Genomic DNA, 19,427 nt, shown 5'->3' with positions numbered 1-19,427 from the left:
AGATTTCCCAGGCTTTTGTCCCCCCGCGGCGGCGAACCGGGGCACCAGGCCTCCTCGTCACAGCCATGAGCGGAGCCGAGCCGATTTGAGCGAAGCGCAGCTTCAGGCCTTTCATCCCTTCCTGCGACTTGCCGCCTTGCTCGACGGCATCCCGCCGGGGCCCTCGGTCGGTCCGAAGGGCAAGCCGGTCCTCCTGCAGGTGGGCGAGCCGCGCAACGCGCCGCCGGACTTCGTCGCCGATGCGATCGCCGAGGCGGCGGCGGGCTGGTCGCGCTACCCGCCGCCGCGCGGCGACGTCGCCTACCGCGCGGCCGCGGTCGCCTGGCTCAACCGCCGCTACGGCCTGCCGGAGGATTTCCTCGATCCGGAGCGCCACGTCCTGCCCCTGCCCGGCTCGCGCGAGGGCCTGTTCTTCGCCGCGGTCGTTCTGGCCGGGGGAGGGGAGGGGAGGGGCGCCATCCTGATGCCCAACCCGGCCTATCACGTCTATTCCGGCGCGGCGGCCGCGGTCGGGGCCCAAGCGGTCATGGTGCCGGCCACCGCCGAGACCGGCTTCCAGCCGGACTACACCGCCCTGGACCCGGCGATCCTGGCGCGCGCCGCCCTGGCCTATCTCTGCTCTCCGGCCAACCCGCAGGGCGCGGTCGCCGAGGCCGCCAAGCAGGCCGCGCTGATCGAGAGCGCCCGGACACACGGCTTCGTCGCGGCCTTCGACGAGTGCTATTCCGAAATCTACTTCGACGACCCGCCGCCGGGCGCCTTGCAGCTCGCCGCCGCCAGCGGCAACCTGGAGGGCGTCCTGGCCTTCCATTCCCTGTCCAAGCGCTCCAGCGCGGCCGGGCTGCGCTGCGGCTTCGTGGCCGGCGATCCGGCGCTGATCGATCGCCTGGACCAGGCCTTCCGCTTCGGCGGCGCCGGCGTGCCGCTGCCGGTCCTTGCGGCGGGCACGCGGCTCTGGCAGGACGAGGCCCATGTTGTGGCCAATCGGCAACGCTATCGGGAAAACTTCGCCGTCGCCGAGCGGGTCCTGGGCAACCGCTTCGGCGCCCGCCGGCCGGCCGGCGGCTTCTTTCTCTGGCTGGACGTGGGCGATGGCGAGGCGGCGGCGCTCAAGCTCTGGCGCGAAGCCGGGATCCGGGTCCTGCCGGGCGCCTACATGTGCGGTCAGGAAGGCGATGACTCCGCGCCCGGGGCTCCCTATATCCGTATAGCTCTCGTCGACGATCCCGCACTTACGGAAGCCGCTCTCGGCCGCTTGGTCGAGGTGCTGCAATGAGGGCGACGGACTGGAGATGGAGATAGCCATGGCGGCTCGGCAAAGCGCGGCCGCAGCCTCGCGACGGCAGGCCGGTGGCCCGGCGCCCGGCAACCAGTTTCTGCAGCGCCGCGTGATGGAGCTACTGGGCCTAGTCCTGGCGCTCGTCGCCTTGGGCCTGGTCCTGGCCCTGTCCAGCTACGATCCCAACGATCCCTCCCTCAACCGCGCCAGCGACGGCCTGCCGCGCAACCTCTTGGGGCGGGACGGCGCCGCCATTGCCGACGGCCTGCTGCAGTATTCCGGGGTCGCGTCCATGGTCCTGCCGCTGGCCTTCGGGGCCTGGGCCTGGCGGGCGCTGCGCGACCGGGCCTGGCCGCGCTGGTGGCTGCGGATCATCCTGGTGCCGGCCGTGGTCGTCTTTGCCGGGGCGGCTCTGGCGGCCCTGCCCAAGCCCGGCTCCTGGCCGCTGGAAAGCAGCCTTGGCGGCGCCCTGGGCCAAATGCTGCTGGAGCGGCTGGCCGCTTTTCCCTCGGTCGAGCCCTGGATGGCGGCGACCGGCAGCGCCGGGCTGGCCGGGTTGCTGCTGCTCTACACCCTGGGCCTCTCCGCCGGGGAATGGCAGGGGCTTCTGCTCGGGCCGCTGCGCCTCTTCGGGCCGCTGCTGCGACCGCGGGCCGGCGAGCCCGCGCGTTCGGGCGGCCCGATGCGCCGCCGCGCCGCCCGGAGCGAGCCACGCGCCGAACCCAAGGCCGCGCCGGCCGCCAAGGCGCCGAAAAAGAAGAAGCGCCAGAAGGCGAACGGCGCGCGCCAGGAGCCGCAGCTGGTCGCCCAGGGCAACGGCGCCGACCTTGAGGAGGAGGACACGGTCCTGCTCGAGAACGAGCTGCCGCCGCTGCCCAAGGCCCTGACCGAGGGCGCCGACCTGGTCGCCGCGCCGGCGCCCCGGACCAAGCCGAGCAAGCAGGCCGAGAAGGCCAACCAGAGGCGCTTCGAGTTCGCCAGCGCCGGCGACTACGAGTCGCCGCCGCTAAGCCTGCTGGCCAATCCGCCCGCCGACGCGGCCCACGGCGCTGTGAACCGCGACGCGTTGGAGAAGAACGCCCGCCTTCTGGAGACCGTGCTGCAGGACTTCGGCGTGCGCGGCGAGATCGTCAAGGTCCGGCCCGGCCCCGTGGTGACCCGCTACGAGCTGGCGCCGGCGCCGGGCACCAAGACCAGCCGGGTGGTCGGCCTGGCCGACGACATCGCCCGCTCGATGAGCGCGATCTCGGTGCGCGTCGCCGTGGTCCCGGGTTCCAACGTCATCGGCATCGAGCTGCCCAACAGCAAGCGCGAGACGGTCTACCTGCGCGAACTGCTCGGCTCCCAGGGCTTCGAGCGGGCCGGCGGCAAGCTGCCGCTGATCCTGGGCAAGGATATCAGCGGCATGGCCCAGATTGTCGACCTGGCGCGCATGCCGCACCTGCTGATCGCCGGGACCACCGGCTCGGGCAAGTCGGTCTCGCTCAACGCGATGATCCTCTCCCTGCTCTACCGGCTGCCGCCGGAGAAGTGCCGCTTCATCATGGTCGATCCCAAGATGCTGGAGCTGTCGGTCTACGACGACATCCCGCACCTGCTGTCACCGGTGGTCACCGAGCCGAAGAAGGCGATCGTCGCGCTGAAGTGGACGGTGCGCGAGATGGAGAACCGCTACCGGGCCATGTCGCAGCTCGGGGTGCGCAACATCGACGGCTACAACGCCCGGGTCGAGGAAGCGCGGCGCCGGGGCGAGGTCCTGACCCGCAAGATCCAGGTCGGCTTCGACCCCGATACCGGCAACCCGCTGCACGAGGACCAGCCGATCGACCTGCAGCCCCTGCCCTACATCGTGGTGGTGATCGACGAGATGGCCGACCTGATGCTGGTCGCCGGCAAGGACGTCGAGGCCGCGGTCCAGCGCCTGTCGCAGATGGCCCGGGCCGCCGGCATCCACCTGATGATGGCCACCCAGCGGCCCTCGGTCGACGTCATCACCGGCACCATCAAGGCGAACTTCCCGACTCGGATCTCCTTCCACGTCACCTCGAAGATCGACAGCCGGACCATCCTTGGCGAGATGGGCGCCGAGCAGCTTCTGGGCCAGGGCGACATGCTCTACATGGCCCAAGGCGGCCGGATCACCCGCGTCCACGGCCCCTTGGTGACCGACCAGGAGGTCGAGGACGTCGTGGCCCACCTCAAGGCCCAGGGCCTGCCCGATTACATCGAGGCGATCACCGAGGACGAGGAGCCGGAGCTCAACGGCTTCGGCGGCGAGGCCAACGGCAGCGGCGACGACCTCTACGACCGGGCGGTGGCCCTGGTCTGCAGCGAGCGCAAGGCCTCGACCAGCTTCGTGCAGCGGCACCTGCAGATCGGCTACAACCGCGCCGCCCGGCTGATCGAGCGCATGGAGTCCGAGGGCGTGATCGGCCCGGCCAACCACGTCGGCAAGCGCGAGGTCCTGGGCCGCAACCTGGACGAGGCCTGAACGGCTTCCCATAACCTAAAGGGGGCGTGAAGAAGGAGCATGGCGGTGCGGCAGACCTTGTTCTACATCTCGATCGGGCTCGGCGTGGTCGGCCTGACCCTCTCGGCGCCTTTCGGCCCGCCGGGCGGCGTCTCGACGGCGCGGGCCGAAGCCGGCGCGCAGACCGCCGCCCTGTCCGAGCTGGATCGCGTCGACTTGGCGCGGATCGAACGCTATCTGACCGAGATCCGGACCTTGCATTCTCGCTTCCTGCAGGTCTCGTCGGTCGGCGTGCCCGTTGAGGGCGACCTCTACCTGAACCGTCCGGGCAAGATGCGCTTCGAGTACGACCCGCCCTACCCGGCGCTGCTGATGGCCGACGGCCTGGTGCTGCTCTACTACGACAAGGAGCTGAAGGAGGAGACCTATCTGCCGCTCTGGGAGACGCCTCTCTGGTTCCTGCTTCGTGACGAGGTGGTGCTCGACGACAGCGTGCGCGTGGTCGCGATCGAGCGCGGACCGGGCGTGCTGCGGGTGACCGTCGAGCAGAACGAGGAGACCCCCCAGGGCCGCGTGACCCTGGTCTTCGCCGACAAGCCCCTGACCCTTAAGAAGTGGGTCGTGACCGACGCCCAGGGCGTCACCACCGAGGTCGCGCTGATCGCGCCGCGCGTGGGGGTAGAGATCGACGACGAGCTCTTCGACCGCCTGAAGCTGCTCCGCGAGGACCGCTACGACGAGCGGGGCTGAGCGGACGCGTCGATGCGTCCGGCCAGGTCGCGGAAGGCGGCCTCGCGCAGCAGCGGGAAGCCGCCGAGATCGACGCGCTCCAGGCTGCCGTCCTCGGCGAAGACGAAGTCGACCACCTCGCCATAGCGGCCGATGCCGCTGTCCTCGGTCAGCCGGAAGACGCCGTCGGCGCCACGCCTGATCTCGCCGCAGTTGTCGAAAGGCGCCGGCTTGCCCGGATTGGCGAGGTAGATCACGTCGCCCAGGGGTACCAGGTCGAGGGCGCCCGCCGGGCTGTAGAAGCGGCCGCGGTAGGCGGCGAGGGCTTCGGGTTCCTCCTCCGCCGCCTCGGGATTCCGGGCCTCGAAGACCTCGAGTATGCTCCAGATCCCCGCTTGCAGAGTGTCGACCGAGACGTTGTAGCCGTTGGTCAGGAGCGAGACCACGAGATGCCGCGCCGGATCCACGAAGGTCGCGCTGACCTGGCCCGGGAAGCTGCCGCTGTGGCCGACGATCCGGCGGCCGCCGAGGTCGCGCAGGACCAGGCCATGGGCGTAGTCGCGCGCGAAGTCGTCACGGGGAAACGGGCCCTGCACGCTTTGCATCTCCTCCCTGGCCTTGGCCGAGAGCAGGGTCTCGCCGCAGATCAGGGCGTCGTAGAAGGCGCAGAGCATCGCGGCCGTGGCGCGGAAGCCGCCGGCCGGCGCGTAGGCCTTGGTGTCCAGGCTCGAGGAGGCGACGGCGATCGGCTCCCAGGCCGGCGTCGGGCGGATGTACCCGGTGACGAAGCGCCCGGCGCCCGCGTCGTAGTCCAGCCCGATCCCGCTCAGGCCCAGAGGATCGAGGAGGTTCCGGCCGACATAGTCGGCGAAGCTCAGCCCCGAGACCGCCTCGATGACCAGGCCCAGCAGGCCGTAGGTGAAGTTGGAGTACTTGACGCGGGTATCGGGATCGATGACGAGCGCTTCGCGCCTGAAGAAGTCGATCAGGGTGTTCCGGTCCGGGAAATCACTCTCCAAGAGCCAGAACGCCGACGACAGCCCGTCCCGCATCACGCCCGCCCGATGGGACAGGAGCTGCCGCAGGGTGATCGTCGCGACCCGCGGGTCGGGGTTCTCGGCGAGCCAGGGCAGGTGCCGGGTCGCGGGATCGTCGAGCCCGAGACGGCCGGCCTCCGCGAGCTGCAGGACCGACGCCGCGGTGAAGGTCTTGGAGTGTGAGGCGATGCGGAAGAGGTGCTGCGGCGTCAGGGCCTCTCGCGCGGCCAGGTCGGCCCAGCCCCAGGCGCGGTCGAAGACGACCTCGCCGCCCTGCGCGAGCGCGACGGCGAGCCCCGGCATGGCCGGGTTGTTCCGCTGCTGGAAGGCCAGCCAGCCCTCGAGATAGGCCAGGGCCGGCCCGAGATCGTCGTGTCGATGCATGTCGCGCCGGCTCCAGGTTTGGGATCGGTCTCGATCTATCGGCGATCGCCCCGGCGAAGGCAATCGCGGATTCGGATCAGCGCCGCGGCGTGAAGGGGCGCGCGAGCAGGCCGAGCAGCGGTCCTTCGCTGCGTCCTTCGACGCCGATCTCCATCCCGAGGTCGCGCGGCGTCGGGCTGCGGCTGCCGAAGAGCGGGTCCCAGAAGCTGAAGATCGTGCCGTAGTTGGAATCGGTGTCGCGGCGCCGCGCGTGGTGGTGGACCCAGTGGATCGCCGGGGTGATGAAGACCCGGCCGAGCCCGGCCTCGAGCCGCCGCGGCAGGCGCAGGTTCGAGTGGTGGAAGATCGCGGCCAGCAGGATCAGGGCCTCGAAAACCACCACCGTGGCAAAGGGCACGGCGAAGACCACGATCACCAGCGCCCGGGCCAGCGCCGACAGCAGCACCTCGCCGAAATGGAAGCGCAGGGCCGAGGTCGAGTCGAGGAAACGGTCGAGGTGATGGACCTCGTGGAAGCGCCAGAGGAAGCCCAGCCGGTGGTTGGCGCGGTGCCACCAGTAGATCAGGAAGTCCAGCAGGAGGATGTCGAAGGCCAGGCCGCTCCAGCCGGTCAGCAGGGCCGGGCGCGCGAAGAGCGGATGGGCCGCGGCCCAGGCCGAGACCGGCAGCACCACGGCGAGCGACAGCCCGGCGTTGCAAAGCCACAGCCCGCCGTTGCGGCCGAGGCGGGCCCATCCGCCGGCGACCGGCTGCGCGCGGCTCTCCTGCAGCCGGCCTTCCCGGGCCGCCGGGCGCAGGCGCTCCAGCGCGAAGAACAGGGCCAACCAGCCCAAGACCAGATAGGCCTTCCAGGCCGCGAATTCCTGAACGAGGTCTGCCATCGTCCTGACTTATGGGATGCCGGCCGGCCGCTGGCAAGCGTCCCGCCCTTGCCCGGTTCAGCGGAAATCACTAGCCTTCGAGCGCGATGTCGGAGCACGCGCCTCAGCCGCTGATCGGCCTGCCGGCCTGCAGCAAGCAGATCGGCGACCAGACCTATCACACCATCGGCGACAAATACGTCCGTGCCGTCGCCGAGGCCTCGGAGGCCGTGCCCCTGGTCTTCCCGGCCCTGGCCGGGCTGTCCGACACGGCGGCGATCCTGGACGGCCTGGACGGCATCGTCCTGACCGGCAGCCCGAGCAACGTCCACCCCGGCCGCTACGGCCGGCCCCCGAGCCACGAGGCCGAGCCCTACGACGAAGACCGGGACGCGACCACCCTGCCGCTGATCCGTGCGGCGCTGGCCCAGGGCCTGCCGCTGCTGGCGATCTGCAGGGGCTTTCAGGAGCTGAACGTCGCGCTCGGCGGCACCCTCCACGCCCGGGTCCACGAGCTGCCGGGGCGGATGGACCATCGCCGGCCGCAGCACGAGGACCTCGACGTCCAGTACGGGCCGCGCCACAGCGTGCGCTTCCTGGCCGGCGGCGCCTTCGAGGCGATCGCCGGCGGCGCCGAGATCGAGATCAATTCGCTGCACTGGCAGGCGATCGACCGGCCGGCCGAGGGCCTGGTCATCGAAGGCAGCGCGCCCGACGGCACCATCGAGGCGGTCAGAGTCGCCGACGCCAAGGCCTTCGCCCTGGGCGTCCAGTGGCACCCCGAGTACAAGGCCCTGGAGAACGACTTCTCCACCAGGCTGTTCAAGGCCTTCGGGGCCGCCGCGCGGCGGCGCGCGACGACCCGTCGGCAGGCCGCCACGACCGCGAATTTGACCGGGGTGCCGGCCTGAATCGAGGCGGCTTCACGAATTCGTAGCCCCGATTGCAAAAGCCGCGGCGTAACCTAAATAGAAGTGAAAGAGCCGACGCTACTAAGGCTGCGGCTCTCGCGAAGGGACGCTTCCCCTGCCGTCCTTTCGGATCTCTTCGGAGATGAGAACGCCCGGCCTCCCCCCGACCGGGCGTTCTTTCTTTTCCGGCCGGGCTCGGGTAAAGCAGGCAGCGATCAAGAGAGACGGGGACCGAAACGCGCCATGACGCTGACCATCGCCACCTGGAACGTGAACTCGGTCCGCCAGCGCCTGGACAACATCGCCCGTTTCGTCGAGGCCGTGGCGCCAGACGTGCTCTGCCTGCAGGAGATCAAGGTCCGCGACGAAGATTTCCCGGCCGAGGCGCTGCGCGACCTGGGTTATGGAAACCAGCTTGTCCGCGGCGAGAAGGGCTACAACGGCGTCGCCATCCTGTCCCGCCGGCCCCTGGCGGAGAAGAACGCCAGGTCCTGGTGCGACAAGGACGACCGGCGCCACGCCTCTGTCCGGCTCGAGGGCGAGATCGAGCTGCACAACTTCTACGTCCCCTCGGGCGGTCCCAAGCCCGACCGCGAGGCCAATCCCAAGTTCGACCACAAGCTCTCCTTCCTGACCGAGATGGCGGATTGGGCGCGCGAGGACGCGGTCGCGGACCGGCCGCTGGTCCTGCTCGGCGACCTCAACGTCGCGCCGCTGGAGACCGACGTCTGGAACCACCAGCGCCTGCTGCGCAGCGTCGGCCACACCCCGGTCGAGAGCGAGCACATGGCGCGCCTCTTGAATTCCGGCGGCTTCATCGACGCCGAACGCCATTTCGTGCCGCCGGAAGAGCCCCTCTTCACCTGGTGGGGCTACCGCTTCGCCCAGTCCTTCGAGCGGGACTACGGCTGGCGCCTGGACCACGTCTGGATCACGCCGCCCCTGGCGAGCGCCCTGCGCTCGGTGACGGTGTTCCGCGACGCGCGCGGCTGGCCGCAGCCCTCGGACCACGTGCCGGTGATCCTGACCCTAGGCTGACGGCCTGCGGTAGTAGAAGTAGCGCTCGGCCGCGATGCCCTCCGGCATGGGCAGGCGCTCCAGCGTTGGCACCTCGAGCGCCAGTTCGCAGAGCAGCAGACCACCCGGCCGCAGCATGGACGGGAGAAAGCGCGCGACCAGGCCGGCCGAGCGCCGGCTGGCCGCCGGATCGCCGGAGCCGACGTCGGCATGCGCCAAGGACACCGCGGCGGCGAAGCGCTCTGCCGCCTTGGGCAGGGTTTCGGCAAAGTCGCCGAGGATCAGGCAGGAGGGCGGCGGCACGCAGTCCGGATGGGCGGCGACCTCGCGCTCGAAGACGAAGATCTCGCGATCCGGCAGGCGGCTGCGCAAGTGGTCGTAGGTCCGGCCGTTGCCGAGCCCCAGTTCCAGCACCGGACCCGACAGATCGGCAATGGCTGCGGCGGCGTGGTCGATGCAGGCCCGCTGCGCCTGCAGCCGGCGGATCGCGCTGTCCAGGCGGCTCATCTGCGCACCCGGCCCGGCCTTTCGCGCCCGCAGGTTCAGGCGCCGGCCTTGGCGGCGATCAGCTCTCCGGTGGTCGCCTCCAGGCGATGCGCCAGCACGCGCATGATCTCGATGCCGATCTCCGGGAAGTCCTTGACCAGGCCGAAGAAGAGCTCCTTGGTCACCTTGAGGGTGGTCAGCTCGCCCTTGGCCAATACGGTGGCGGTCCGGGGCACGTCGCAGAGGATCGCGATCTCGCCGACGATGTCGTTCTTGGTCAAGGTCGCCACGCTCATCGTGCCTTCCTTGCGCTTCACCTGGACGTCCGCCGTGCCGTCCAGGATGATGAAGGCCGAGTCCCCCGTCTCGCCCTGGCGGCACAGCACCTCGCCGTCCTTGAAGGTCACCCGCTCGCTGGCAAAGCACATGAGCTTCAGCTTCGCCGGATCGATGTTCGCAAAGAGCGGGATCCTTCTGAGGATCTCGACCTCTTGTGCCAAGCCCATGGCCTGTCTCCTTTAGCTTCTTTTTATCCCGTCTCGGCGAGGGCATCGGCTGCCCTGCCCACGGCCACGTCCTCGAAACGCCCCTCGCGCACCAACCGTCCGGCATCCATCATCAGCACCCGGTCGAAGACCCGGGCGTTCTCGATGTCCTGCAGGGCCCAGATGACGCCACGGCCCTTGCGTGCCGCCAGCACGCGGTCGAGGATCCGCTGTCGCGTCGCATCGTCCATGCCGGCGAAGGCCTGATTGACGATCAGGAGGTCGGGGTTCTTGATGATCGCCCGCGCCATGGCGAGCTTCTGACGTTGGGTCTGGAACAGGCGCTTGCCGGCCAGGCCGACGTCGTAGTCGAGCCCGACCTCGATCACCGAGCGGCGCAGGCCGAGGGTGTCCAGCACCTCGGTCATCGCGGCGCCGACGATCTCGGCGGCCTGGGCCCGGCCGAAGGCGAGCCGGCCGAAAAGCATGTTGTCCTGCAGGCTGGCGGCGGCGTTGTAGGTCGCCGGATCGTAGAAGGCGACCGGCCCGCTGCCGTCCTCGGTCAGCAGCCGGTCGAAGATCGCGTGCCGGGCCTTCAGGATCCGCGCCTCGAAGCTCTCGGAGGACTCCTCGCTGAGGTCGAGGCGGTGCCGGCCCTTGATGTAGCGGAAGGGCAGCGCCAGGAAGCGGGCCTTCTCGGCCTCGTTCAGCGACTTGAAGCCGGACTTCTCGGTGCGCGTGATCAGGGCCCGGAAGTCCGGCAGATCGTCGTAGGCGATGAAGCTGAACTGGTCGAAGAAAGGGTGGCCCGGCGGCAGGTCGGCGAAGATCTCGACCATGGTCTGGGCGATGTTGACCGCCATGACCTCCAGGTCGTCGAGCAACCCCTCGCTCTTCAGGATGCTGACGATCACCGGGTTCTGCGGCAGGTTCTCGGCGTCGTAGGCCGGGTCGATCGGCGTGCCGAACAGCAGGTTCTCCGCCAGGGTGGCGTTGTCGTTGAACTTCTCCGGATCGAAGCGCACGACCAAGTCGCCGGCGCCGCGCTCCGCCAGCACCCGGGACAGGTCGGCGCGGGCCTGGAGCAGGCCGGCCGCCAGCTTGGGCCGCGCCTTGGGGTCGACGGTGCCCTGCAGGCCGAAGCCGTAGATGTCCTCTTCCAGGTCGACCAGGCGCAGGACCTCGATCATCCGCTCCGGCAGGTCCTCGGGGCCGCTGGCGCCGGCGGCCTCGTAGTCGATCCAGTCGTCCGCGATGTCCAGGGTGATGTTGCCCGACCGGCGGCGCTCCGCCTCCTCGCTGCTGCGCGCCTGCGCGTCCAGGGCATCGGACAGGCGCTGGGGCACGTGCTTCAGGCCGTAGAGCAGATTTTCACCGACGCTCACGGAAAAGAGATAGGCATCGTCGCCGACGTAGGAAAGGCGCCGCCCGGTAATCCACTGGCCGAGGCTGCGCAGGTCGTAGTCGCCCAGGGTCACGCGCCCGCTGCTCGACGGCACCAGGCCGGCCAGCATCATGGTCAGGTGGTCCTTGCCGCTGTTGCTCTGTCCGACCACGGCGATGTGCTCTTCCAGCCCGGCGCGGAAATTGACCCCGTTGAGCAGCTTGTTGCCGTTCTCGTCGATCAGGCCGAGGCCGGCGACCACGATCTCGCCGCTCAGCGGCCCGACGTTCTCGCTGTAGGGCTGCTGGGTCTCGGGGTCGATCATGTCGGGCGGATGGAACTGGTCGATCACCTGGTCGTACTTGATCTGGACGTCGTTGCGCTGCTGGTCCCAGTCGATCAGCTCCTTCACGGGCGCCGGCAAGTCCTTGTAGGCGGCGATGACCGCGACCAAGGCGCCGATGTTGAGCTGTTCGACGATCACCAGATAGCCGCCGACCATGTAGAAGATGAAGGGCGTGAGCTGGGAGAGGAAGTTGTTGAGGAACTTGACAAAAAACTTGCGCCTGAAGATCTCGTAGCGGATCCGGTAGATGACGCCGAGCCGATGGGAGATCTCCGCCCGCTCGAAGTTCGAGGTGTCGTGGGCATGGATCTCTGTGGCGCCCGCGACCAGTTCGCCGATCCGCCCGGCGAGGTGCCGGCTGACCAGCTGCCGCTGCCGGCCCAGCTCCAGGATCCGGACTCGCAGCTTGGGGATCAGGATCGCCTGGACCAGCACGATCACCGCCGCCACGCTGCCGAGCCAGACGTTCTGGAGCAGGATGAAGGTCATGGCGGTCAGGGCCTGGCCGCCGAGGAACACCGGGGTCATGAAGGCATCGCCGATGAAGCCGCCGAGGGGCTCGACCTCGTCCTTGACCATGGTCGCGACCTCGGCCTGCCGTACCTTCTTGAACTGCGCGAGGCGGAAGCGCAGGACCCGGTCGGTCAGCTCGTAGCGCAGGCGGCGCAGCATCCGCTCGCCCAGCTGGCCCTTCAAGGTGTTGATCACGAACTTGAAGATGCCGTTCACGATCACCAGGCCCAGAAAGGCGAAGCTGAGGGCGAAGAGCAGGGCCATCTGCTCCAACTCGAAGCCCTCGAACAGCGTCACCGGACGCCCGAAGAGCGTTTCGCCGAAAGGCAGGTCTATGGTCATGAAGTTCTGGGTCGAGCCGGGACCGGCGAAGCCCTTGCCCTCGATGCCGTCGTTGACGATCTGCTTCGGCAGCTGCAGCGAGACGAAGTAGAAGGGCAGCGACAGCAGGACCAGGACCAGGATGAAGAGCTGGTCCCGCTTGCTGTGCTGCCAGATGTACTTGAACAGGTTGGGTTCCATAGGCCCTGCCGTCTCGAGAGCGGCCGCCCGCCGCGACCGCGAAGCTTAGCCGAGCACCCTGGGGGGGTAAACCAGCCACGCCGGAGGCGAAAAAATGCCCAATCGACTCGCCGCGCCGCCTCGCGTAGGCTTTGCTCCGTTTTGGCCCATGGAGGGATGGCGCGGGCCAAGTCTTTGGTCTGGCGTCGCAACCGGGTAGGGAAGGAGAGGGGGGCATGGCACGGTCGCGCCGTGACACGCGAGTCCTGATCTACAGCCACGACAGCTTTGGCCTCGGGCACCTGCGGCGCTGTCGGACGATCGCCCACTCGCTGGTCGCCAACAACAGGAACCTTTCGGTCCTGATCCTCTCGGGCTCGCCGATCATCGGCAGCTTCGACTTCCGCGCCCGCGTCGACTTCGTCCGGGTTCCCGGCGTCATCAAGCTGCGCAACGGCGAGTACACCTCGCTGAACCTTCACCTGGACATCGAGGAAACCCTGCGGCTGCGGGCCTCGGTCATCCGTCACACGGCGGAGATCTTCGATCCCGACGTCTTCATCGTCGACAAGGAGCCCCAGGGCCTGCGCGGCGAGGTGACCGAGACCCTGGTCGAGATGAAGACCCGGGGCACCCGGCTGATCCTCGGCCTGCGCGACGTGATGGACGAGCCGCGGCTCCTGGTGCCCGAATGGCGCCGCAAGAAGGTGCTGCCGCTGCTGCGCGACATCTACGACGAGATCTGGGTCTTCGGGCTGAAGGAGATCTGCAACCCGCTGGCCGATATGAACCTGCCGGGCGTGGTCGAGCGCAAGCTGGTCTATACCGGGTACCTGCCGCGCCGGGTCGGCCAGGCCGAGAGCGTCCAGGCGCCCGACATCACCAACCGGCCCTACGTGTTGGTCACGCCCGGCGGCGGCGGCGACGGCGAGGCCCTGATCGACTGGGTTCTGCGCGCCTACGAAACGGACCGCGAACTGCCGCATCCGGCGCTGCTGGTCCTCGGTCCCTTCATGCCGCCGGAGCAGCAGGCCGAGTTCATCGAACGGGCCGGCCGTCTGGATCAGGTCGAGGCGATCACCTTCGATCCGCATATGGAAAGCCTGATGGCCAAGGCGGCCGGCGTGGTCGCCATGGGCGGCTACAACACCTTCTGCGAGATCCTCTCGCTCGACAAGCGGGCCCTGATCGTCCCGCGCGAGCGGCCGCGCCTGGAACAGACGATCCGCGCCCAGCGGGCCCACGACCTGGGCCTGGCCCGGATGCTGCGCGAGGACCCCGCACGCGACCCGGCGGTCATGGCCCAGGCGCTGCGCGATCTGCCGCAGCAGAACCGGCCTTCCGAGGTGATCGTGCCCGGGCTCCTGGACGGGCTCGACAACGTGAACGGCCTGCTCGCCCCCTGGCTCCGGAAGGAGGTCGAAACCTTCCCGGTGTTGCGCCAAGGGGCTTTCTCCTAGTCGCCTGAGTTCCGGGAAGCGAGGTCTCCAAAGGGATTCATGGCATCCACGACTGCAGACCCCTCCCGGCAGGCGCCCGTGGTTGCCCGATCCCGGGTCGGCTTCGTGCTGAAGGGCTATCCGCGCCTGTCCGAGACCTTCATCGCCCAGGAGATCCGGGCCTTGGAGCGCCGCGGGCTCGAGGTCACCATCGTCTCGCTGCGCCATCCGACGGACCCGGAGGTCCATCCGGTGCACCGCGAGATCGAAGCGCCGCTGCTCTACCTGCCGGAATACCTCTATCAGGAGCCCTTGCGCGTGCTGCGCGCCTGGTGGCGGGTCCGGCGCCGGCCCGGCTACCGCGCCGCCCGGGCGGTTTGGCTGCGGGACCTGCGCCGTGACCGGACCCCCAACCGGGTCCGGCGCTTCGGCCAGGCGCTGGTCCTGGCCGCCGAGCTCGATCCCGGGGTCGGCCGGCTGCACGCCCACTTCATCCACACCCCGGCCTCTGTGACCCGCTACGCCGGCCTGCTGAGCGGCCGGCCCTGGTCCTGTTCGGCCCATGCCAAGGACATCTGGACCACGCCCGATTGGGAGAAGCGGGAGAAGCTGGCGGCCGCGGACTGGACCGTGACCTGCACTGCCTACGGCGCCGCGCACCTAACGGCGCTGGCCGAGAGCGGCGCGGGCGGCGAGGTCGCGCTGGTCTACCACGGGCTCGACCTCACGCGCTTCCCGGCACCGGCCGAAGCCACGGCAAGCCGGCGCGACGGCAGCGATCCCGCGGCGCCGGTGATCCTGCTCTCGGTGGGCCGGGCGGTCGAGAAGAAGGGCTACGACCTGCTCCTGCGGGCCCTTGCCGCGCTGCCGACCCAGCGCGCCTGGCGCCTGGTCCACATCGGCGGCGGACCCCTGCGCCAAGAGCTGCGGCGGCTGGCCCGCGACCTCGGTCTTGAGGGGCGCATCGAGTGGCGCGGCCCCCGTGCCCAGGCCGAGGTCCTGGCGGCCTACCGCGCCGCGGACCTCTTCGTTCTGGCCAGCCGCGTCGCCGGCAACGGCGACCGCGACGGCCTGCCCAACGTCCTGGTCGAGGCGCAGAGCCAGGCCCTGGCCTGCGTTGCCAGCGAAGTCGCGGCGATTCCCGAGCTGATCGCCCGGGAGGTCACCGGGCTGCTGGTCCCGCCGGAGGCGCCGGCGGCGCTGGCCTCGGCCCTCGACCGCCTGATCCGCGACCCGGCCCTGCGCCGGAGGCTGGGCCAGGCCGGCGCCCGGCGGGTGCGCCAGGCCTTCGACCTGGAGACCTGCGTCGACGACCTGGCCCGGCGCTTCGGCCTCGCCCCCGAAGGAGAGACGGAGGGGCAGCGGCTGTGCGCGTCGCCTTCTACGCCCCGCTGAAGCCGCCCGACCATCCCGTGCCCTCGGGCGACCGGCTGCTGGCCGGGTTGTTCCAGAGCGCGCTCAGGCGGGCCGGCCACGAGGTCGAGCTGGCCTGCCGGCTGCGCAGCCGGGATCCGCTGGGCGACCCGCTGCGCCAGGCGCGCCTGCGGGCCCTAGGCGCCCGCCTGGCCGAGCGCTACGCCGCGCGCTGCCTGGCGCGCCCGGCGTCCCAGAGGCCCGCGCTGTGGTTCACCTATCACCTCTACTACAAGGCGCCGGACTGGATCGGCCCTTCCGCGGCCCGCCGCCTCGGCATCCCCTACGTGGCCGCCGAGGCCTCGGTCGCCAACAAGCGCGCCGGCGGGACCTGGGCCGCGGGGCACGAGGCCACGCTCGCGGCCCTGGACCAGGCCGCCGCGGTGATCGCGCTGAACCCCGCGGACCTGCCCGGCCTGCCGCAGGTCAGGCGCCTGCACAGCCTGGCGCCCTTCGCCGACCTGGCGCCCTTCCGCGCCGCCGCCGCCGAGCGCGGGCGCCATCGCGCGGCCCTGGCCGCGGCCTGCGGGCTGGATCCGGGGCGTCCGTGGCTGCTGGCGGTCGCGATGATGCGCCCGGGCGACAAGCTGGCGTCCTATCGCGGCCTGGCCGAGGCCCTGGGCGGCCTGACCGACCTGGAATGGCAGCTGGTGATCGTCGGCGACGGCGCCGCCCGGGCCGAGGTCGAGGCCGCCTTCGCCGCGCTCCCCCGGGACCGGCTGCGCTATCTGGGCGAGCGCCCGGCCGCGGCGCTGCCGGCGATCTTCGCCGCCGCGGATCTCTACGCCTGGCCGGCGGTCAACGAGGCCTTCGGCATGGCCCTGCTCGAGGCCCAGGGCAGCGGCCTGCCGGTGGTCGCCGGACGCTACGGCGGGGTCGCCGCGGTGGTCGCCGAGGGCCGGGGCGGCCTGCTGACCCCGCCGGGCGACCTCGAGGCCTTCGCGGCGGCCCTGCGGGCTCTGATCGGCGATCCCGAGCGGCGGGCGGCGCTGCGCGCGGGGGCGGGGGCCACGGCCGCCGGGCACGACCTCGACGCCGCGGCCGGCGCCCTGGATGCGATCCTCCGGCAGGCACGGATCGACTTCGTCGCGGCCGAGTCATGACCCCGCTGCTGCTGATCCGCCACGGCCGGACGCTTTGGAACCAGACCGGCCGCACCCAGGGCCAGAAGGACAGCCCCCTGACTCCCGAGGCGCGGGCCGAGGTCGCGGCCTGGCGGCTGCCGAAGGGTTATGAGGACGCCCTCTGGTTCGTCAGCCCCCTCGGCCGGGCGCGCGAGACCGCCGGGCTTCTGGGCCGGGGGGCCGCGGCGATCGAGCCCCGCCTGGCCGAGATGTTCTGGGGCGACTGGGAGGGGCAGCGCCTGGGCGACCTGCGCGCCGAGCTGGGTCCAGCCATGACCGAGCTGGAAGCCCGGGGCCTCGATTTCCGTCCGCCCGGCGGCGAAAGCCCGCGCGAGCTGCAGCGGCGTCTGCTTCCCTTCCTGGAGGCACGCGCCGCCGCCGCGCGTCCGACCGTCGCGGTCACGCACAAGGGCGTGGTCCGGGCGATCTACGCCCTGGCGGCCGGCTGGGACATGAAGGGTCCGCCGCCGGTCAAGCTGCGCAACGGCGTCGCCCAGGAGTTCCTGCTCGATCCCGCCGGCCGGCCGAGCCCCGGCCGCCTCAACATCCCGCTGATCGGGGCCTGAACGTGCCCGCCGCCCCTCGGGTCCTGTTCTACGTCCAGCACCTTCTTGGCATTGGCCACCTCAAGCGGGCCGCCTTGGTCTGCCGGGCCCTCGCCGAGGCCGGGCTCGACACGACCCTGGTCTCCGGCGGCCTGCCGGTGCCCGGGCTCGACATCGGGGCGGCCCGCCTGCACCAGCTGCCGCCCCTGCGCAGTGCCGACCTCAGCTTCTCCGCCCTGCTCGACGAGGCCGGCCGGCCGATCGACGAGGCCTGGCGCGAAAGGCGCCGGGATCGTCTGCTGGCCGCCTTTCGCGCGCTGCGGCCCGACGCCCTGGTCGTCGAGATGTATCCCTTCGGGCGGCGCCAGATGCGCTTTGAGCTGATCCCGCTCCTCGAGGCGACGCGCGCCGCCAGGCCGCGGCCGCTGGTCCTGAGCTCACTGCGCGACATCCTTTCCAAGGCGCCGACGCCCGAGCGCGCGGCCTGGATCAGGGCGCAGGTCGAGGGCTTCTTCGACGCCGTGCTGGTCCACGCCGACCCGCGCTTCGTCACCCTCGAGGCGAGCTTTCCCGCGGCCGCCGGCTTCGCCGACGCGCTGGTCTACACCGGCTACGTCGCCGAGGGGCAGGCCGCCGCGCCGCTTCGGGCGGCGGCCGAGCGACGCGGCGTCGTGGTCTCCGCTGGCGGCGGAGCGGTGGGCGCGGACCTCATCGAAGCCGCCCTGGCCGCGCGGCCGCTTTCGGCCCTGCGCGAAGCGCCCTGGACCCTGCTCGCCGGCCCCAACTTCCCGGCCGAGCGGCTGGCCGCGCTGGCACGGCAATGCCCTGAAAATGTAACGCTTTCGCGTGCTCATCCGCGATTTCTTGAGCTACTATCCGAAGCCCGGCTGTCGATCAGCCAGGGCGGATACAACACGGTCGCGGACCTGCTGCGCACGGGGCCACGCGCGGTCCTCGTGCCCTTCGCGGCCGAAGGAGAGGCGGAACAGACCATGCGTGCCCGGTTGCTGGACGCGGCGGGGGTGGTGGTCCTGCTCGAGGAGCGGGCCCTGACCCCGCAGGCCTTGGCCGCGGCGGTCGACCGGGCCCTCGCCGCCGAAAGAGGCCCGCGGGACTTCGAGGTCGACCTGGGCGGGGCGGAGGCCAGCGCAGCGTGGGTCGGCCGCGCCCTGGCCGAACGCCGGCGCGAAGCGGGGCCGCGGCCATGACCGGCTGGGACGCCCTGCAGCGGGAGCTGGAGCTGTGGCAGGCCGAGGGCCGCCGGGCCACGCTCTGGTGGCGCGACGACGACGCGGTCCGCCCCGGACCCGCGCTCGACCGCCTGCTCGCGCTCTGCGGACGCCACCGGGCCCCCCTGTCCCTGGCGGTCATTCCGGCCGCCGCCGAGCCGGCGCTGGCCCATAGCCTCGCCGGGCGCCAGCACGACGAGCTCACGGTCGCGGTGCTGCAGCACGGCTACGCCCACCGCAACCACGAGCCGAAGGACCGCAAGAAGTGCGAGCTGGGACCGGCGCGGCCGGCCGCTGCGCTGCGGGCCGAGCTGGCCGAGGGTCGCGAGCGCTTGCGCGCGCTCTTCGGGAGCCGCGCGCTGCCGGTCCTGGTCCCGCCCTGGAACCGCATCGCCGCCGAGCTGCTGCCCGCCTTGCCGGACCTGGGCTTTTGCGGTCTCTCGACCCACACGGCCCGGGCAGCGGCCCGGCCGGCGCCGGGTCTGCTTCAAGTCAACTGCCACCTGGATCCGATCCGCTGGAAGCCGGATCGCGGCTTCTTGGGCGAGGACGCGGCCCTGGATCTGCTGTGCGGCCACCTCGCGGCGCGGCGCGAGAGCCGGGCCGACCCGCAGGAGCCCAGCGGCATCCTGACTCACCACGCGGTCCACGGCGAAGCGCTCTGGCGTTTCCTCGACCGCCTGCTCGGCGCGCTTTCGGTCCATCCGGCCGCCGAGCTCTTGACAGCGGCCGCCGTCTTCGACATCGAGCAGGGCCATGAGCACGACATACCGCTATCCGCCTAGTGCCATCCTCGGCGACTATCTGCGGGCGGGAATCGGCCTCGCGGTCGGCATCGGAGTCCTGGCTACGGTGCCGATCAGCACGGTCATCCTGATCGTGTTCGGCGGACTCTGCGTCATCTTCCTGCTGTTCGGTCTGCGCACCCTGCAGCGGCACATGACCCAGATCACGCTGGATCAGGACGGCATTCTCCGCAGCGATCTCTTCAGCCAAAGCCTACGCTGGCAGGACCTGCAACACCTTCGCCTGCGCTATTTCGGCACCCACCGGCAGCACCGCAGCGGCGGCGGCGGCTTCATGCAGCTCTCGCTGAAAGGGCAGGGACGAAGGATGAAGATTGAATCCGACCTAGAAGGATTCGAAGATGTCACTCGCTTGGCGGCGGCGGCCGCCAGGACGAACGGGGTTTCGCTCGATCCCACCTCCGCCGGCAACCTGCTGGCGATGGGCATCGATCCGGACTTCGAAGAAACGGCGCCTGGCTGACGAGAAG

General features: G+C 70.7%; 17 protein-coding genes. 12 read left to right on the top strand and 5 right to left on the bottom strand.

The features are described from left to right. The first annotated feature begins 85 nt into the window (after window positions 1-85). The 3 genes from QNJ30_08210 to QNJ30_08200 all read left to right on the top strand — a co-directional run bounded on the left by QNJ30_08210 (window position 86) and on the right by QNJ30_08200 (window position 4,499). Window positions 86-1,276, top strand: a complete 1,191-nt coding sequence (locus QNJ30_08210) for an aminotransferase class I/II-fold pyridoxal phosphate-dependent enzyme (GenBank protein MDJ0943434.1) — start codon at window positions 86-88, stop codon at window positions 1,274-1,276. Window positions 1,277-1,391: 115 nt separating this feature from the next. Beyond that, the gene (locus QNJ30_08205) at window positions 1,392-3,770 is read left to right on the top strand and encodes a DNA translocase FtsK 4TM domain-containing protein (protein MDJ0943433.1); all 2,379 of its coding nucleotides are present in this window, start codon (window positions 1,392-1,394) and stop codon (window positions 3,768-3,770) included. 39 nt (window positions 3,771-3,809) lie between these two features. Then, a complete protein-coding gene (locus QNJ30_08200) occupies window positions 3,810-4,499 on the top strand; it encodes an outer membrane lipoprotein carrier protein LolA (protein MDJ0943432.1) in 690 nt (229 codons plus the stop codon). On the opposite strand, the gene QNJ30_08195 is transcribed toward QNJ30_08200, so the two are convergent. Together QNJ30_08195 and QNJ30_08190 are read right to left on the bottom strand one after the other, a co-directional pair. Further along, a complete protein-coding gene (locus QNJ30_08195; GenBank protein ID MDJ0943431.1) occupies window positions 4,481-5,899 on the bottom strand; it encodes a serine hydrolase domain-containing protein in 1,419 nt (472 codons plus the stop codon). The genes QNJ30_08200 and QNJ30_08195 overlap by 19 nt on opposite strands. 76 nt (window positions 5,900-5,975) lie before the next feature. After that, window positions 5,976-6,779, bottom strand: coding sequence for a sterol desaturase family protein (locus QNJ30_08190; GenBank protein MDJ0943430.1), 804 nt, complete (start codon window positions 6,777-6,779; stop codon window positions 5,976-5,978). An 86-nt stretch (window positions 6,780-6,865) separates the two neighbouring features. On the opposite strand from QNJ30_08190, the gene QNJ30_08185 reads away from it, so the two are divergent. Beyond that, window positions 6,866-7,669: a gamma-glutamyl-gamma-aminobutyrate hydrolase family protein gene (locus QNJ30_08185; protein MDJ0943429.1), complete on the top strand. Its 804-nt coding sequence runs from the start codon at window positions 6,866-6,868 to the stop codon at window positions 7,667-7,669. Window positions 7,670-7,918: 249 nt separating this feature from the next. Beyond that, on the top strand, window positions 7,919-8,707 hold the full coding sequence (gene xth, locus QNJ30_08180) for an exodeoxyribonuclease III (GenBank protein ID MDJ0943428.1): 789 nt from the start codon (window positions 7,919-7,921) through the stop codon (window positions 8,705-8,707). Here xth and QNJ30_08175 read toward each other — a convergent pair. The 3 genes from QNJ30_08175 to QNJ30_08165 are packed head-to-tail and all read right to left on the bottom strand — an operon-like array spanning window position 8,699 to window position 12,422. Then, window positions 8,699-9,193 (bottom strand): class I SAM-dependent methyltransferase, encoded by a 495-nt coding sequence (locus tag QNJ30_08175; protein ID MDJ0943427.1) that lies wholly within the window; start codon window positions 9,191-9,193, stop codon window positions 8,699-8,701. The two genes, xth and QNJ30_08175, sit on opposite strands and share 9 nt — an antisense overlap. Window positions 9,194-9,228: 35 nt before the next feature. Continuing rightward, window positions 9,229-9,678, bottom strand: a complete 450-nt coding sequence (locus tag QNJ30_08170; GenBank protein ID MDJ0943426.1) for a cyclic nucleotide-binding domain-containing protein — start codon at window positions 9,676-9,678, stop codon at window positions 9,229-9,231. 23 nt (window positions 9,679-9,701) lie between these two features. After that, window positions 9,702-12,422 (bottom strand): ABC transporter transmembrane domain-containing protein, encoded by a 2,721-nt coding sequence (locus QNJ30_08165; GenBank protein MDJ0943425.1) that lies wholly within the window; start codon window positions 12,420-12,422, stop codon window positions 9,702-9,704. 215 nt (window positions 12,423-12,637) lie between these two features. Here QNJ30_08165 and QNJ30_08160 point away from each other — a divergent pair, with 215 nt between their 5' ends. The 7 genes from QNJ30_08160 (at window position 12,638) to QNJ30_08130 (ending at window position 19,420) form a co-directional block, all read left to right on the top strand. Further along, on the top strand, window positions 12,638-13,861 hold the full coding sequence (locus tag QNJ30_08160; protein ID MDJ0943424.1) for a glycosyltransferase: 1,224 nt from the start codon (window positions 12,638-12,640) through the stop codon (window positions 13,859-13,861). Window positions 13,862-13,939: 78 nt separating this feature from the next. Further along, window positions 13,940-15,235, top strand: a complete 1,296-nt coding sequence (locus tag QNJ30_08155; GenBank protein MDJ0943423.1) for a glycosyltransferase family 4 protein — start codon at window positions 13,940-13,942, stop codon at window positions 15,233-15,235. Next, a complete protein-coding gene (locus QNJ30_08150; protein MDJ0943422.1) occupies window positions 15,208-16,356 on the top strand; it encodes a glycosyltransferase family 4 protein in 1,149 nt (382 codons plus the stop codon). The genes QNJ30_08155 and QNJ30_08150 overlap by 28 nt, the downstream gene beginning before the upstream one ends. Then, a complete protein-coding gene (locus QNJ30_08145) occupies window positions 16,353-16,943 on the top strand; it encodes a histidine phosphatase family protein (protein ID MDJ0943421.1) in 591 nt (196 codons plus the stop codon). Before QNJ30_08150 ends, QNJ30_08145 begins: the two co-directional genes overlap by 4 nt. Before the next feature lie 2 nt (window positions 16,944-16,945). Next, on the top strand, window positions 16,946-18,130 hold the full coding sequence (locus QNJ30_08140) for a glycosyltransferase (protein ID MDJ0943420.1): 1,185 nt from the start codon (window positions 16,946-16,948) through the stop codon (window positions 18,128-18,130). Then, the gene (locus QNJ30_08135; GenBank protein MDJ0943419.1) at window positions 18,127-18,936 is read left to right on the top strand and encodes a polysaccharide deacetylase family protein; all 810 of its coding nucleotides are present in this window, start codon (window positions 18,127-18,129) and stop codon (window positions 18,934-18,936) included. Before QNJ30_08140 ends, QNJ30_08135 begins: the two co-directional genes overlap by 4 nt. Continuing rightward, entirely contained in the window at window positions 18,908-19,420 is a 513-nt protein-coding gene (locus QNJ30_08130; GenBank protein MDJ0943418.1) for a hypothetical protein, read from the top strand. The genes QNJ30_08135 and QNJ30_08130 overlap by 29 nt, the downstream gene beginning before the upstream one ends. Window positions 19,421-19,427 lie beyond the last annotated feature (7 nt).

Source organism: Kiloniellales bacterium (genome assembly GCA_030066685.1).
Lineage (GTDB): Bacteria > Pseudomonadota > Alphaproteobacteria > Kiloniellales > JAKSBE01 > JAKSBE01.
The sequence above is the reverse complement of the archived record's forward strand: the minus strand, read 5'-3'. Positions and strand labels throughout refer to the sequence as shown.

Excerpts from the sequence above, each read along its gene's own strand:
- QNJ30_08135 (MDJ0943419.1), top strand. The coding sequence starts at position 18,127 with ATGACCGGCTGGGACGCCCTGCAGCGGGAGCTGGAGCTGTGGCAGGCC.
- QNJ30_08205 (MDJ0943433.1), top strand. The coding sequence starts at position 1,392 with ATGGAGCTACTGGGCCTAGTCCTGGCGCTCGTCGCCTTGGGCCTGGTC.
- QNJ30_08160 (MDJ0943424.1), top strand. The coding sequence starts at position 12,638 with ATGGCACGGTCGCGCCGTGACACGCGAGTCCTGATCTACAGCCACGAC.
- QNJ30_08130 (MDJ0943418.1), top strand. The coding sequence starts at position 18,908 with ATGAGCACGACATACCGCTATCCGCCTAGTGCCATCCTCGGCGACTAT.
- QNJ30_08145 (MDJ0943421.1), top strand. The coding sequence starts at position 16,353 with ATGACCCCGCTGCTGCTGATCCGCCACGGCCGGACGCTTTGGAACCAG.
- QNJ30_08175 (MDJ0943427.1), bottom strand. The coding sequence starts at position 9,193 with ATGAGCCGCCTGGACAGCGCGATCCGCCGGCTGCAGGCGCAGCGGGCC.
- QNJ30_08165 (MDJ0943425.1), bottom strand. The coding sequence starts at position 12,422 with ATGGAACCCAACCTGTTCAAGTACATCTGGCAGCACAGCAAGCGGGAC.
- QNJ30_08195 (MDJ0943431.1), bottom strand. The coding sequence starts at position 5,899 with ATGCATCGACACGACGATCTCGGGCCGGCCCTGGCCTATCTCGAGGGC.
- QNJ30_08185 (MDJ0943429.1), top strand. The coding sequence starts at position 6,866 with ATGTCGGAGCACGCGCCTCAGCCGCTGATCGGCCTGCCGGCCTGCAGC.
- QNJ30_08200 (MDJ0943432.1), top strand. The coding sequence starts at position 3,810 with ATGGCGGTGCGGCAGACCTTGTTCTACATCTCGATCGGGCTCGGCGTG.
- QNJ30_08190 (MDJ0943430.1), bottom strand. The coding sequence starts at position 6,779 with ATGGCAGACCTCGTTCAGGAATTCGCGGCCTGGAAGGCCTATCTGGTC.
- QNJ30_08170 (MDJ0943426.1), bottom strand. The coding sequence starts at position 9,678 with ATGGGCTTGGCACAAGAGGTCGAGATCCTCAGAAGGATCCCGCTCTTT.